At 70.2% G+C, this 12,723-nt stretch carries 14 protein-coding genes; 2 read left to right on the top strand and 12 right to left on the bottom strand.

The window, feature by feature from the left end:
* Nucleotides 1–177: 177 nt before the first annotated feature.
* From AB0I94_RS16270 to AB0I94_RS16250, 5 genes are all read right to left on the bottom strand, one after another.
* Complete coding sequence (locus AB0I94_RS16270) at nucleotides 178–537, bottom strand: hypothetical protein (RefSeq protein WP_363310224.1); 360 nt, start codon at nucleotides 535–537, stop codon at nucleotides 178–180.
* Between the two features lie 8 nt (nucleotides 538–545).
* Nucleotides 546–842, bottom strand: coding sequence for a plasmid partition protein ParG (locus AB0I94_RS16265; RefSeq protein ID WP_363310223.1), 297 nt, complete (start codon nucleotides 840–842; stop codon nucleotides 546–548).
* Nucleotides 843–874: 32 nt separating this feature from the next.
* Nucleotides 875–1,894 (bottom strand): hypothetical protein, encoded by a 1,020-nt coding sequence (locus AB0I94_RS16260; RefSeq protein WP_363310222.1) that lies wholly within the window; start codon nucleotides 1,892–1,894, stop codon nucleotides 875–877.
* Between the two features lie 421 nt (nucleotides 1,895–2,315).
* Nucleotides 2,316–2,573, bottom strand: a complete 258-nt coding sequence (locus AB0I94_RS16255; protein ID WP_363310221.1) for a DUF397 domain-containing protein — start codon at nucleotides 2,571–2,573, stop codon at nucleotides 2,316–2,318.
* A complete protein-coding gene (locus AB0I94_RS16250) occupies nucleotides 2,570–3,364 on the bottom strand; it encodes a helix-turn-helix transcriptional regulator (protein ID WP_363310220.1) in 795 nt (264 codons plus the stop codon). Before AB0I94_RS16250 ends, AB0I94_RS16255 begins: the two co-directional genes overlap by 4 nt.
* Before the next feature lie 84 nt (nucleotides 3,365–3,448).
* On the opposite strand from AB0I94_RS16250, the gene AB0I94_RS16245 reads away from it, so the two are divergent.
* Complete coding sequence (locus AB0I94_RS16245; RefSeq protein WP_363310219.1) at nucleotides 3,449–3,850, top strand: hypothetical protein; 402 nt, start codon at nucleotides 3,449–3,451, stop codon at nucleotides 3,848–3,850.
* Nucleotides 3,851–3,921: 71 nt separating this feature from the next.
* Here the strand turns inward: AB0I94_RS16245 and AB0I94_RS16240 are convergent, their stop codons facing one another.
* The 3 genes from AB0I94_RS16240 to AB0I94_RS16230 all read right to left on the bottom strand — a co-directional run bounded on the left by AB0I94_RS16240 (nucleotide 3,922) and on the right by AB0I94_RS16230 (nucleotide 5,792).
* Entirely contained in the window at nucleotides 3,922–4,701 is a 780-nt protein-coding gene (locus AB0I94_RS16240) for a DUF5063 domain-containing protein (RefSeq protein WP_363310218.1), read from the bottom strand.
* The gene (recR, locus tag AB0I94_RS16235; RefSeq protein WP_125514107.1) at nucleotides 4,694–5,293 is read right to left on the bottom strand and encodes a recombination mediator RecR; all 600 of its coding nucleotides are present in this window, start codon (nucleotides 5,291–5,293) and stop codon (nucleotides 4,694–4,696) included. The genes AB0I94_RS16240 and recR overlap by 8 nt, the downstream gene beginning before the upstream one ends.
* A 157-nt stretch (nucleotides 5,294–5,450) precedes the next feature.
* A complete protein-coding gene (locus AB0I94_RS16230; RefSeq protein ID WP_363310217.1) occupies nucleotides 5,451–5,792 on the bottom strand; it encodes a YbaB/EbfC family nucleoid-associated protein in 342 nt (113 codons plus the stop codon).
* A gap of 344 nt (nucleotides 5,793–6,136) precedes the next feature.
* On the opposite strand from AB0I94_RS16230, the gene AB0I94_RS16225 reads away from it, so the two are divergent.
* Complete coding sequence (locus AB0I94_RS16225; protein ID WP_363310216.1) at nucleotides 6,137–6,910, top strand: SLATT domain-containing protein; 774 nt, start codon at nucleotides 6,137–6,139, stop codon at nucleotides 6,908–6,910.
* Between the two features lie 186 nt (nucleotides 6,911–7,096).
* On the opposite strand, the gene AB0I94_RS16220 is transcribed toward AB0I94_RS16225, so the two are convergent.
* The 4 genes from AB0I94_RS16220 to AB0I94_RS16205 all read right to left on the bottom strand — a co-directional run bounded on the left by AB0I94_RS16220 (nucleotide 7,097) and on the right by AB0I94_RS16205 (nucleotide 12,516).
* Entirely contained in the window at nucleotides 7,097–7,747 is a 651-nt protein-coding gene (locus tag AB0I94_RS16220; RefSeq protein WP_363310215.1) for a hypothetical protein, read from the bottom strand.
* A gap of 109 nt (nucleotides 7,748–7,856) precedes the next feature.
* Nucleotides 7,857–10,301: a dolichyl-phosphate beta-glucosyltransferase gene (locus tag AB0I94_RS16215; protein WP_363310214.1), complete on the bottom strand. Its 2,445-nt coding sequence runs from the start codon at nucleotides 10,299–10,301 to the stop codon at nucleotides 7,857–7,859.
* A complete protein-coding gene (locus AB0I94_RS16210) occupies nucleotides 10,298–11,011 on the bottom strand; it encodes a GntR family transcriptional regulator (RefSeq protein ID WP_363310213.1) in 714 nt (237 codons plus the stop codon). The genes AB0I94_RS16215 and AB0I94_RS16210 overlap by 4 nt, the downstream gene beginning before the upstream one ends.
* Nucleotides 11,012–11,154: 143 nt before the next feature.
* On the bottom strand, nucleotides 11,155–12,516 hold the full coding sequence (locus tag AB0I94_RS16205) for an aspartate aminotransferase family protein (protein ID WP_363310212.1): 1,362 nt from the start codon (nucleotides 12,514–12,516) through the stop codon (nucleotides 11,155–11,157).
* Nucleotides 12,517–12,723 lie beyond the last annotated feature (207 nt).

Below are 12,723 nucleotides of genomic sequence, written 5' to 3'. Positions count from 1 at the left end.
TCGGGGCGTACGTTTCGACCGCTCGGCTTGGCACATGCCCGCTGGGGAGTGGAGCACTCGCAAAGTGGGGCGGGTCACAGGCCCGAGCCCGTCCAGGCCGGGGGCTCGGGCGGGGGCTCGGGCGGGGGATCAGCCCAGGGCTCGGGCGGCGGCTCGGCCGAGGGATCGGGCGGCGGGTCACAGGGCTGCCCGCAACTGCTCCGCCACGGCGAAGACGTCGGCACGCCCTGCCTTGGCCGCTTCGACCAGATCGCCGAGGAGAGCGGGGGACGGCAGGGACTTCGCCCCCGCCACCCGAAGGTAGGAACGCGTCGCCGCCGCCGCGTAGAACTCGTTCATCGGCGAGTCCAGCGGCGGACAGACCGCGAGGGTGTGCAGGAAAGCGGCGGCTCGCCAGGCGATGTCCGGTTCTGGCTGTTCCGGCACGAGCACCAGGTCGTTCTGGTGTCTGGCGACGGCCGCGACCAGCCCCGACGGATCCCAGACGGCGGGGTCCGAGGGCAGGTGATGCGTGAGAGCGGACCAGGCCCACTCCATGGTGATTTTCACTGGCCGGTGGCCCCCGCGGAGTTTCCTGGCCCGGCGAGCTTCCCTGGCCCGGCGGGCTTTCCTGGCCCCGCGGACTTCCCTGGCCCCGCGGACTTCCCGAAGCGCTCCTGGAAGTAGTCCCAGTTCTCGGCGAACTCGTCGACCCCTGCGAGGAACTGCTCGCGGTCCTCGTCCAGCTCCCGTTTGGTCACCTCGGCGATCAGCGCGGTGACCGTGGTCCCCTGCGCTGCCGCGCGGGCCTTCAGCCGCTCGTGGAACTCCTCGTCCAGACGGATGGTCACGTGTCTCGACATGCTTCCACCGTACAGCGAGGCCGCTGTACGCGTCACGACTCCCACTGCTCTGCCTGCTTCCCCAGGAACCGGGCGGCGATCCCGGCCCCATGGCGGTGCATGTCCTGGTCCACCTGGGCCTGCATGGGGAAGGAACGGAAGGTGTCGGCCACGGGCCCGCCAGTCCTGCGCTCGCGCTTCTCCCGGAAGAGGCGAGCCGCCAGGTTGCCGATGTACGCGGCGTCCTCGGCGTCCACCTTCATCTGTCCCCGGCAGTCATCACACAGCCCGTCGGTGAGCTTCGTCGTCGTCTCCTCCTCCTCGCAGCCACCGCAGATCATCACGACGCGAGTGACACGGGCACGGAGCGGAGCCTCGGTGGGGTCGGGCGTCGGCGCGGGGGGCATCTTGCTCTCCAGTCGGGTGCGGGCGAGGCCGCCCGGGTTCGTGACGGTGGGCGGCAGCCCCGCGGTGAGGGCGAGGGTGATGTCCTGCGGGGTCGCGCCGCGGGCCAGCCACTCCGCTGCGCGGGGCTGAAGCTGCTTGCATTCGCCCTCGGACAGGGCCATGCGGGGGTCGGCGGTGCGGAGGCTCGCGAGGGCGCGGTAGGCGGGGGTGGTGTTTTCGGAGGCCTGCGCCTCCTCCGACTCCGGCTCCGGCTCCGGCTCCGGGGTCGGCTCGTCGGTGCGGGCGAGGCCCGGCTGCAGGTCGTGCGTGACGTCCCGCCCGTGCCGGGCGCGGGCGAACTCGGCCCACCACTCCTCCGGCCTGGGGATACGCGACCAGTACGTCCGGGTCACCCAGCGCATCGAGTTGTCCTCGACGGTGAGGTGCTCCTTGATCCAGCGAAGGTGTCCTGCCTCGGTCAGCCGCCGCAGGGAGGTACGGATGGCTTGCTGGCCGTACTGGGGATGGGCGGCGGCGAGGTCCTTGTAGCCCATCGCGGCGCCGGCTTCGAGGTGGTCGACGTAGACGGCGACATGAGCGTCCTGCGGGCACAGGTGCTCGAAAACGGCTTCGGCGTACGGTTCTTCGTCATCCGCGAGGCGCTTGCCGTAGCCCGATTTGGCCATGGGGTGCGACGGGAACGGCAGGGCGGGATTAGGCTTGGCGTAAGCCACGGTCGACCTCGGATCGATCGTAGGACTAGGCCTCGGATTCGGTGTTGGCGCACCGGCCGGGGCCGTTCTATTGCCGCGAACGTAGAGCGGCTGCACGCTGCGGCGCAAGCTGATCACGGAACGTCACCCTTGAGAGTGACGGGGCGTCAACTGCCACTGCCGGATGGTTGGTTGGGTTTTTCTTCCCAGCCAAACCAACCCAGGGAAGAGCTCGAAGCTCGGGGCCCGGAGCCCGGGGCTTGAGCTCCGGGCCGACCTGCGAAGACGCGCCGTCCCATGCGGTCCAGCCCTTCGCAGGAAAATCCCGGGCTAGGCCCAGGTGGAGGGCTTGCTGGGCGGGACTTTTCTGCCAATCGCCGATCGGAGCACAGGCTCAGCGTCGGCGTCGCGCGTACGTCGCGAGGAACGCGGACCAGGCCGGGGCGGGGAGCGTCAGGTGGGGGCCGGTGTCCGTGGGGAGCTTTGAGTCGCGGATGTGGATGGTGGTGGGGGTGCGGGGTGCTATCTCTACGCAGGCTTCGTCGTCGCCTTCGCTGTACGTGGGCTTGCGCCAGTCGAGGGCGACTTCGACGCAGTTACTGCCTTCAGCGTCGCTGTAGCTGGATTTGAACCACTTCAACTGGGCGCTCACAGATCCACCACCATCCGCTCGATGAACTCGGCCGACTCAGCTGGGCTGAGCGCCACTGCGCGGATCATGCTAAGCCGCTCAGTGTGCGAGTTGACGACCTTGGGGTCGTCGGTCAGTTGAGTCACCGACTGGCCCTCCGATAGTGCGAGGCGTTCATAGTCGCTGGTCTCCAGCAGGACCATCGGCCCGCCGAGAGCAGCCGGGATGGCCCGGCCGAAGGTCAGCACCTGGATAGAGACATTGCCCTGTCGCCCCATCTTCAGCAGGTGCAACAACTGCCCGTTGTCGACATGTGAGTCCCGCAGGGCCGCCTCATGTAGTACGTAACTGCACGCCACCGGCGGCCTACGGGTCAGCAGGTCCTGTCGCCCCAGCCTCGCCGCGACCCGCTGCTCAACGGTCTCCTCGTCCAGCGGCGGTGTGAAGTCTCCGATCAGAGCCCTTGCATACGTCTCCGTCTGCAACAAGCCAGGGATCAGCAGGGTCTCGTACGACCACAAGCTGATAGCTCCGCGTTCGACCAGCATGAAGTCCTGCGACCGGGCGGGAAATCTCTCCGCCTTCACGTAATCCTTGGCGGCGCTCAGGAGACCTTCGGCATGGCACAACTCATCCGCCGCATCCAGCGCGCGCGCCGTAGGCATCCGTACGCCCTGCTCCATCGCCTTGATCGTGTCCGGAGCATAATTGGCAGCGGCGCCCAGCTCCTCGCGCGTGACGTTCGCCTTCGTACGCCACCGCTTCATCTGGTTGCCGCTGTAGCGCCAAGTCGGGTTGTACTGAACGGACACAGCGGCCCCCTCCACCGGATACACCTACGCGTGTACCCCCTCAGTCACTACCGAGCGTAGCCCCGCCCTCCGCACCCTGTGACCATGACGCACGCAATTCACTGGCCCGAGTGGGTCCCCCTGGCGGGCCATCAACTCCGCGTATCCGGCGTCCACTTCGACGCCATCCGCATCCAGGGCGTACGCGGGGAAGAGGTAGCCGCGCAGCTGATCGCGCAGACGGAGGGTGACGCCGGGCCCGTCGTCTGCGAAGCATCGGGCGGCCGGTGGATGTACTTCCTGGTGGCGCCGGGGACGGCCAAGGACCACCGCTGGCCGCTCGGCGTACAACGCTTCGGAACGCCGCGCACGATGACGTACATCGGCATCCCGGCGCTGGCCGGCAACACGTGGCCGCTGGGCTGGTACTCGGAACCGACGCCTACGGCTCCGTATGTGGAGGCGGGGCAGCTGCTGGGGGCGCTGGGCGGACTGGCCGGTCCGTAGGCGACGGCGCTTGCGTTCGGGCGGCGGGACAAGACCGGTCCGGGCGGTTGGGCCCGGACCGGAGTTGTCGGCTACTTGACCGTGCGAAGGCCCAGGGGCCCGGCGATCTCCTCGGCCATGACCTTGCCCGCCGCTTCCGCCAGGGACTCCTCTGCCAGGTCCTCGTCCGTGTCCAGGCCGTCGAGGTCTTCGAGAGGCTGATTGAGGCGGACGTGGGCCACCAGGGACTGCAGGGCCCGGAGGGCGGCCGAGGCCGTGGAGCCCCAGTTGGAGAAGTACGAGAACTGCCACCACCACAGGGCCTCGGTCGTGCGGCCCGCGCGGTAGTGGGCCAGACCGTGGGAGAGGTCCGCGACCACGTCCGCGAGGTCGTCCGAGATGCGGGCCGCCACCGGGGCCTTGCGCGGCTCGTACGGATCGAAGACCTCGGAGTAGACGTCGACCGGCTCCAGCATGGCGGCCAGGCGTTCGCGCAGGTCGTCCACGTCGCCCTCCGGGCCGAGGTCCGGTTCGTACCGCTCCTCGGGGAGGATGTCCTCGTGCGCGCCCAGGCGGCCGCCGGCGAGGAGGAGCTGGGAGACCTCCAGGAGGAGGAAGGGCACGGCCGAGTCCGGCTCGTCGCCCTTCGCGACCTCCGTCACCGCCACGATGAAGCTCTCGATCTGGTCCGAGATCTGCACCGCGAAGGAGTCCGGGTCCTGGGCTGACGCGTGCAGCAGGACGGTCGGCTCCGGGGCCGTGGCCGGGGCGGTGGCCGGGGCGGTGGCCGGGGCGGTGGCTTGGGTCTGGACCTGGGTCGAGATTTCTTCCGGCCCTGTGGGCTTGGGCTTCTCAGGCTGCTTCTTAGACATCTAGGAGTCGTCTCCCCTCGAAGGCGCGGCCCAGGGTGACCTCGTCCGCGTATTCCAGATCTCCCCCGACAGGGAGCCCGCTGGCCAGGCGGGTGACCTTCAGGCCCATGGGCTTGATCATCCGAGCGAGGTACGTCGCTGTCGCCTCGCCCTCCAGGTTCGGGTCCGTGGCCAGGATCAGCTCCGTGACCGTGCCGTCCGCCAGGCGCGCGAGGAGTTCTCGTATGCGCAGGTCGTCCGGGCCGACCCCTTCGATCGGGCTGATCGCTCCGCCCAGTACGTGGTACTTCCCCCGGAACTCGCGCGTACGCTCGATCGCCACGACGTCCTTCGGCTCCTCGACCACGCAGATGACGCTGAGGTCGCGGCGCGGGTCGCGGCAGATGTTGCAGAGCTCTTCCTGCGCGACGTTCCCGCAGGTCGCGCAGAAGCGGACCTTGTCCTTCACCTCAAGGAGGGCGTGCGCGAGGCGGCGTACGTCAGTCGGCTCCGTCTGGAGGATGTGGAAGGCGATCCGCTGCGCGCTCTTGGGACCGACGCCGGGCAGCCTGCCCAACTCGTCGATGAGGTCCTGAACCACGCCTTCGTACACGGAGTGCCTTTCCCTTTCCTGCTTTACCGAGCCTCACGTTTTACTGAGGCTCATTTTTTACCGAGGCTTGCGTTTTACCGAGCCTCAGGATTTGCCGCGTCTCACGTTCTGTCGAGTATCGCGCTCTGGTACGTACGGTAGTTGGCCCGTGGCCCTCTTAGAAGGGAAGGCCCGGGATGCCTCCGCCACCCAGGCCCTGCGCGAGCGGGCCCAGCTTCTGCTGCTGGAGCGTCTGCGCGTTCTCGTTCGCCGCCTGGACCGCCGCGACGACCAGGTCCGCCAGGGTCTCGGTGTCCTCCGGGTCGACCGCCTTGGGGTCGATCACCAGGCCGCGCAGCTCACCGGAGCCAGTGACCGTCGCCCTGACGAGGCCGCCGCCCGCCTGGCCTTCGACCTCCGTGCGCGCGAGCTCCTCCTGCGCGGTCGCGAGGTCCTGCTGCATCTTCTGGGCCTGCTGGAGCAGCTGCTGCATGTTGGGCTGGCCACCACCGGGGATCACGATCAGCTCCTGTTTTGGTAGGTCTGGGCGGTGCTTTTTCCACCTGGAATGAGCCTACGTGGTCGAGGGTGCCCTCGCCCCGGCACTCTTTCGAGTGAGACCAGCCGTCCTCCTATACCTGATCAAGCGCCTCTTCCGGGCGGAAATACCGTGAAATCGGGCTCACGGCCACCCATTGGGCGGTAGGACTGGGGCTGCTCATGCGCACGCGCATGCGTGGATGACATCAGTCGCGTCAGCACCAGAAGCGCCATCAGTACCAACTGTCACAGTGCGGCGTGCACACCGCATGGAATCGCCGCAGGTGACGGTCAGGGATCTCGTAGAGGTAGAGGGAGTGCCGGGTGAGCCAGCCGGAGATGCAGCCCGAGGGGGTGCCCCACGAGGGGCAGGGTGCCGGGGCGGGTGCGCACCAGGACGTTCCTGGTGGTGGGGGCGGCTCTCGGCTCGGGGATCTGACGGGGCGGGCCTTTCCCCTCGGCGACTGGGGTGAGCCCGCCCTGCGGCTCGACGAGCTGTACCGGTGGGTGGAGCGAGGGGCGCTCAACACCGCGGAGTGGTACCTGGCCGACCGGGCGTGGAAGCGGCGCGGGGCGCGGCTCGCGCGGGTGGGGGCGGCGGCGGGGGCCGTGGGGGCGGGGGTGCTGCCGCTGCTTGATCTGGCGGGGGCGGTGGGGGGTGTGGCGAACTGGGGGTTCGTCTCGCTGCTCGCGGGGGCGGCGTGCGTGGCGTGCGACCGGTTCTTCGGGCTCACGTCCGGGTGGATGCGGGACGTGGCCACCGCGCAGGCCGTGCAGCGGCGGCTTCAGGCGCTGCAGTTCGACTGGGCGTCGGAGAGTGTGCGGGAGGTCCTCGGGCCCACCGAGGGGACTGCCAGTGAGGCTGCCGAGCGGTGTCTCGGGGTGCTGCGGCGTTTCTCGGAGGATGTGACGGAGCTTGTGCGGGCCGAGACCGCGGACTGGATGGTGGAGTTCCGGTCCGGTCCTGCGCCGTTGGCCATGCAGGCCGTGGTCCCGGCCTCCCGGGGGGAGGCCGGGACTGTTCCTGCTCGGGCCGCCGCCCTCCCGCCGGGGGCTCGGCCGAACATGCCTCGGCAGCGGCCGCCGGAGCCGCGGTGAGGGGCCCGGAGGAGCGTGGGCGTGGGGCGGGTGCGGGTCAGGGCGGGCCCTGCGGGGCTTCCCCCGATCCCACCCCTTCCCGAAACCGGGGCCCAGCCCCGGACCCCGTACGTGGCTCGGTAAATCACCGGCTTCGCCGAGTTCGTCCTCAAACGCCGGACGGGCTGAAAAAAGACCGCCGCCCAGTCAGCTGTAGATGATCATTGAGCCCTGCGCCAGGCTCCGGGTCGTGGCCGCGTGCAGGCCCAGCCATACGTGGCGTTCCCTCGCGAAGGGGCTGTCGTCCGGCGGGGCCGGGGCCGCCGGTTCCTCCAGGGAGGTCGGGGCCTCGGGCGGGGTCGGCGGGCGCGGGGGGTTGGACGCGTCGATGCCGATGGACGGGGCCACGAACTCCAGTTCCCGCAGCAGCGCCTGGGACGAGCCCAGTGGCCCACCGCCCGAGAGGAGCTCGTCGTTCGAGAGAGGCGCGGGGAAGTCGACAGGGACGTACGCCCCCGCATGGTCGTAGTGCCAGACCAGATGCGACTGCTGAGCCGTCGTGTCGAACATCTCCAGCAACTGCTCATAGTCCCCGCCCAGTTCGTCCACAGGCGTGACCTCGAGGCCGCAGACCTGGAGCAGATACGCCCGGCGCAGGAAATGCAGCGCGTCGTAGTCGAAGCCCGCGATCGGGGCCACGTCCCCGGAGAGGCCCGGCATGTAGGCGAAGACGGGGACGGGGGGCAGACCCGCCGCGTGCAGCGCCTTGTCGTACGCCGCGATCTCCTCCGCGAAGGGGTTGTCGGGGCTGTGGCACAGCACGTCGACGAGCGGGACCAGCCACAGGTCACAGGCCAAGGGTGCTCCTCAAGTCAGACTCGCACGTGAAGTCGGGCTCATGCGTTGACGGCATATCGGACGTCGGATGTTCCGCGCGTTCAGGCAGCGTAGTCCGGGCGGTCGCCCCCTAGCTCCCCTTGTGCAGATCCCAGATCCACACCCCGTCTACCCACTTTCCGGGGCGGTCAAGGAGTTCCTCCACCGTCTCCCGCAGCGCGGCGTCGTGCGGTTGGGGGGCCAGGACCAGGACGCCCGCGTTCCAGTACGCCAGGTCCTCGCGCGCCGCCCTGCGCCACGCTTCCGTGATCTGCGGGGCGCGGCCCGCCGAGCGGACGTCCCGCAGGAGGTTCGAGGTGTTGCGGGGTGGCGCGCCGTAGATGCCGACGCGGTCCGGGCCCCACGGTCCGTTGAAGTAGCCGCCTGGCAGGCGGAAGCCAAGGTCCGCGGTGGTCTGCCAGTGCAGCGCCTCCGCGCCCGCCGGATCCGGCAGCGGTATCGGTACGAGGGTCTCGCCCTCGCCCAGGTAGTTGCGCCACGTCCCGTCGGCGATGAACTCCGGGGGCCGTGCCCGCTCCACCGCCTTCAGCGGCGCCGGCACGATCGGCAGGAGCGCGAGGGCGACCGCCGCCACGCCCGCGTACCGCGTGGCCGTCACGTGGCGCGCCGAGGTGAGAAGCCCGGCCAGCGCGAGCGCCACCAGCATGCCGAGCGCCGGAGCGCACACCATCGCCACCCGCGACTCGATCACCGACTCGAAGAGGGGCGCGTGGGCGAGGAGAGCCCATGGGCCGGGCAGCACGACGTCCGTCAGCGGAATGCGGAACTTCGGGCCCAGGGAGAGGAAAGCCGCCGCGAGCACCGTGCAGGCCAGCGCCTTCACCACCGCCCGCTCCCAGAGACGTACGACGATCGCGAAGGCCAGCGCGACCAGGGGCCAGCCGTAGAACGCGTTCTGCTCGGTGGGGTTCTGGGAGAGGGCCGCCGCCGTCTCCTCGGTGCCCGCGAGGGAACGTTCCGCGAAGGAGATGAGCGCCAGCGGACTGTTGCCCGCGTTGTCGCCGTGCAGCACGCTCGTGTAGCTCTGCGGCCCGAAGAACTGCCAGTAGAGCGGGAAGGCGACCAGCGGCACGGTCACCGCCACCGCCACCGCGAGGCCGCGCGCCAGGGGCCGAAACGTTTCCCTCGCCACGTCCCGGCGCACGATCCCGTACGCCGCCGCGAACAGCAGCATGCCCACCGCCGCGAGCAGCAGCGGCTCCTCGCCGAGGAAGATCTGGTACGTCGTGAAGAGCCCGAGGACGACTCCGTCGCGCACGACCCTGGTGCCCTCGCAGAGCCGCAGCGCCCTGTCGATGATCAGCGGGATCATGAACAGGACCATGAAGTTCGGGTGCGCGTGCGCGTGGCTGATCATCGGTGGCGCGAAGGCGGCCAGTGCCGCGCCGACGGCCGCCGCGCCCCGGTGGCGCACGAGACGCCTGCGGATCAGCCAGTACCAGGCGACGGCGGTCACGGCCAGGCCCAGTGTCATCGCCGCGTTGAGCGCGACGGCCGGGCCGAGGAGCCAGGTCACGGGGGCGAAGGGGACGGAGAGGCCGAGCATGACCGTGTTGGCCATGAGGTTCACGCCGTCGGGATGGTTCTGGAGGGTCGTGAAGAGGGGGTTCTGGAAGTGGCGGACGTTGTCCGCCGTCACCGCGAAGAACCACTCCCACTGGTTCTGGTCCTGGAGGGAGTCGGGGAGATAGCGGGCGCCGGGTGCGACCCAGCGGCCCGAGTAGAGGGTGACCGCCATGGCCAGGAAGAGCGCCGCGACGAGCAGGTCTCTCGGACGGACGGCTCGGGCCTTGAGCGAGGTCAGTTCGGCGAGGACCTTCACGTAGTCGAAGGGGCGGACCTTCGAGCCCTCCTGGTGCGCCCAGCGCACCGGCACCTCGGCGACCGGCCAGCCGAAGCGGCGGAAGTACTGCAGTATCTCGACGTCTATGCCCCAGCCGCGCAGGCGGGACGCGGCGAAGGCCTCACGGGCACGGTCGCCGTCGAAGAGCTTGAAACCGCACTGGGTGTCGCGGACTCCGGGGACGGCGACCGTTCGTATCAGGAAATTGCCGGTACGGCCGAGGAGTTCGCGCAGCCGGTGCTGGTGGGCCTCGATCGTGGCACCGGCTCCCGCGCGTGAGCCGATCGCGGCCGCGTGGCCGTCGGTGAGCGCCTTGTCGAGGCACTCCAGCTCCTCGATCGGGGTGGCCAGATCGGCGTCGGTGATCAGGACGCGTTCGCCGCGTGAGGCGAGGACGCCCAGGCGCAGGGCGTGGCCTTTGCCGCGGTTGCGGTCGCTGTGGATGAGCCGGACGCGGGGGTCGGCGGCCTCGGCGTCGGCCGCGATGTCGAGGGTGGCGTCGGTGGAGCCGTCGTCCACGACGATCAGCTCCCACCGGGTGCGGTCGCCTCCCTCGGCCCCGTCCACGAGATGCGTCCCGTCCTCCAGGTACGCCCGGATCGCGGCGAGCGTGGGGGCCAGGCGCCGCTCCTCGTTGTAGGCGGGGACGACGACGGTCAGATCCACGCTCATGCAGCGGCCAGCCGCTCGATGAGGGCGAGCGAGTGGGCGTTGTACTCGTCGATGATCGCGTGCGCGGCCTTGGGGTCGCGGTGCGCGAGGGCGTCGACGAGCTCGGTGTGCCGGGCCCAGAGGGTGCCGCGCAGGTCGCCGTCGCCGCGTTCGACGGCGCGGCGCAGGTAGGTGACGGCGCAGACCCAGGACTGGACGCGGATGCGGTGCAGGAAGTCCGAGAGGTAGGGGTTGCCGAAGAGGGCGCTGAGCTCGCGCCAGAAGCGCAGGTCGTAGCCGATCAGGACGTTCAGGTCGCCCGCGCAGGCGGCGCGTGCGGCTTCCTCGCCACGGCGGCGTACGGAGATCAGCGCGGCGGCGAATTCCTGCCGGCACTTGGGCCCCAGCGGGGTGCCCTTCTTCGCGAGGTCGCGGAAGATGCCGTCGGCGACGAGGCCGCGGGCCTCCAGCATGCCCCGGTAGTCGGCGAGGGAGTGCTCGTGGACGCGGTAGCCGCGGTGCTGGTCGGCGTCCAGGAGGCCCTGCGCGGCGAGGTTCACCAGGGCCTCGCGGACGGGGGTCGCGGAGACGCCGTACTGCTCGGCGATCTCCTTGACCGTGAACTCCTGCCCCGGCTCCAGACGGCCGCCGAGGATCTCGTCGCGCAGCGCGTCGGCGATCTGCTGGCGCAGAGTGCTGCGGATGACGGCGGAGCCGTCGGTGCCGGGCATCTGGGTTCCCTCGCGGAGTCGTCTTGGCGGTCGTCGTTCGCTTACGAGCACGTCAGACTACGCGGTCGGGGTTCCCCGCCCCGGGCGCCCGGTCTCCCGGCGCCCGGCAGCGGGGACCCGCAAGGGGTACGACGTGGGAGCGGTTACGCGGTGTGCTTGTCCGCCTCCGTCAGCGCTACGTCCAGCGCCGCGAGGCCCTCCTTCGCCTCCGTGTCCGTGATGTTGCACGGGGGGACCACGTGGGTGCGGTTCATGTTGATGAAGGGCCACAGGCCCTGCTTCTTGGCGGCGGCGCCGAACGCGGCCATCGGGGCGTTCGCCTCGCCCGTGGCGTTGTACGGGACGAGGGGCTCGCGGGTCTCCTTGTCCTTGACCAGCTCAAGCGCCCAGAACATGCCGAGGCCGCGGACCTCGCCGACGCTCGGGTGGCGCTCGGCGAGCTCCGCGAGGGCGGGGGCGATGATCTCCGTCCCGACGCGGGCGGCGTTCTCGACGACGCCCTCCTCCTCCATGACGTTGATCGTCGCCACGGCGGCGGCGCAGGCCAGCGGGTGCCCGGAGTACGTGAGGCCGCCCGGGTAGGGCCTGCGGGCGAACGTCTCGGCGATGGCGGACGAGATCGCGACGCCGCCGAGCGGGACGTAACCGGAGTTCACGCCCTTCGCGAAGGTGAGCAGGTCCGGGACCACGCCGCCGTCGAAGTGTTCGGCGGCGAACCACTTGCCGGTGCGGCCGAAGCCCGCCATCACCTCGTCCAGGATGAGGACGATGCCGTGGCGGTCGCAGATCTCGCGTACGCCCTTGAGGTAGCCCGGCGGCGGGGTCATGATGCCCGCCGTGCCGGGGACGGACTCCAGGATGATCGCGGCGAGAGTCTGGGGGCCCTCGAAGGCGATGGTGTCCTCCAGGTGCTGGAGGGCTCGCTCGCACTCCTGCCGCTCGTTCTCGGCGTAGAAGGGGCTGCGGTAGAGGAACGGCGCCCAGAAGTGGACGACGCCCGCCGAGCCGTTGTCGGAGGGCCAGCGGCGGGGGTCGCCGGTGAGGTTGATCGCGGTGGAGGTGCCGCCGTGGTACGAGCGGTAGGCGGAGAGGACCTTGGGGCGGCCGGTGTGGAGGCGCGCCATACGGGTCGCGTTCTCCACCGCCTCGGCGCCGCCGTTGGTGAAGAAGATCTTGTCGAGGTCGCCGGGGGTCCGCTCGGCGATGAGGCGTGCGGCCTCGGAGCGGGCTTCCACGGCGAAGGCGGGCGCGAAGGTCGTCATCCGCGCCGCCTGCTCCTGTATCGCGGCGACGACCTTCGGGTGCTGGTACCCGATGTTGGTGAAGACGAGGCCGCTGGTGAAGTCGAGGTAGCGGTTGCCGTCGTAGTCCCAGAAGTACGAGCCCTCGGCGCCGGCTACGGCGAGGGGGTCGATCAGCTCCTGTGCGGACCAGGAGTGGAACACGTGCGCGCGGTCCGCGGCCTTGACGGCTGCGCCGACCTGGGGATTCGGCTGAGGGGTCATGTGGGCGAGGGTAAATGTCCACGATGCGGATGGGACATGGGCGGTCTGTTTCGCGGGGGCGGGGGGCACTGGACAGTGTGTCGGGGTCCCGGGTGGGGGCTCTGCCCCCTGCCGGTGCGAGGCCTCGTTCATCGGCGCGGCAATCACCGGCTCCGCCGAGTTCGTCCTCGAACGCCGGACCGGCTGAAGGCGCCCGACGGGCTGAAA

Origin of the sequence: Streptomyces sp. NPDC050147, from assembly GCF_040660195.1 — a bacterium.
Classification (GTDB): Bacteria; Actinomycetota; Actinomycetes; order Streptomycetales; family Streptomycetaceae; genus Streptomyces.
This window is presented reverse-complemented; position numbering and strand designations above follow the sequence as displayed.

Coding starts and splice junctions, on each gene's coding strand:
- AB0I94_RS16270 (WP_363310224.1), bottom strand. CDS start 537: ATGGAGTGGGCCTGGTCCGCTCTCACGCATCACCTGCCCTCGGACCCC.
- AB0I94_RS16265 (WP_363310223.1), bottom strand. CDS start 842: ATGTCGAGACACGTGACCATCCGTCTGGACGAGGAGTTCCACGAGCGG.
- AB0I94_RS16260 (WP_363310222.1), bottom strand. CDS start 1,894: ATGGCCAAATCGGGCTACGGCAAGCGCCTCGCGGATGACGAAGAACCG.
- AB0I94_RS16245 (WP_363310219.1), top strand. CDS start 3,449: ATGACGCACGCAATTCACTGGCCCGAGTGGGTCCCCCTGGCGGGCCAT.
- AB0I94_RS16240 (WP_363310218.1), bottom strand. CDS start 4,701: ATGTCTAAGAAGCAGCCTGAGAAGCCCAAGCCCACAGGGCCGGAAGAA.
- AB0I94_RS16215 (WP_363310214.1), bottom strand. CDS start 10,301: ATGAGCGTGGATCTGACCGTCGTCGTCCCCGCCTACAACGAGGAGCGG.
- AB0I94_RS16210 (WP_363310213.1), bottom strand. CDS start 11,011: ATGCCCGGCACCGACGGCTCCGCCGTCATCCGCAGCACTCTGCGCCAG.
- AB0I94_RS16205 (WP_363310212.1), bottom strand. CDS start 12,516: ATGACCCCTCAGCCGAATCCCCAGGTCGGCGCAGCCGTCAAGGCCGCG.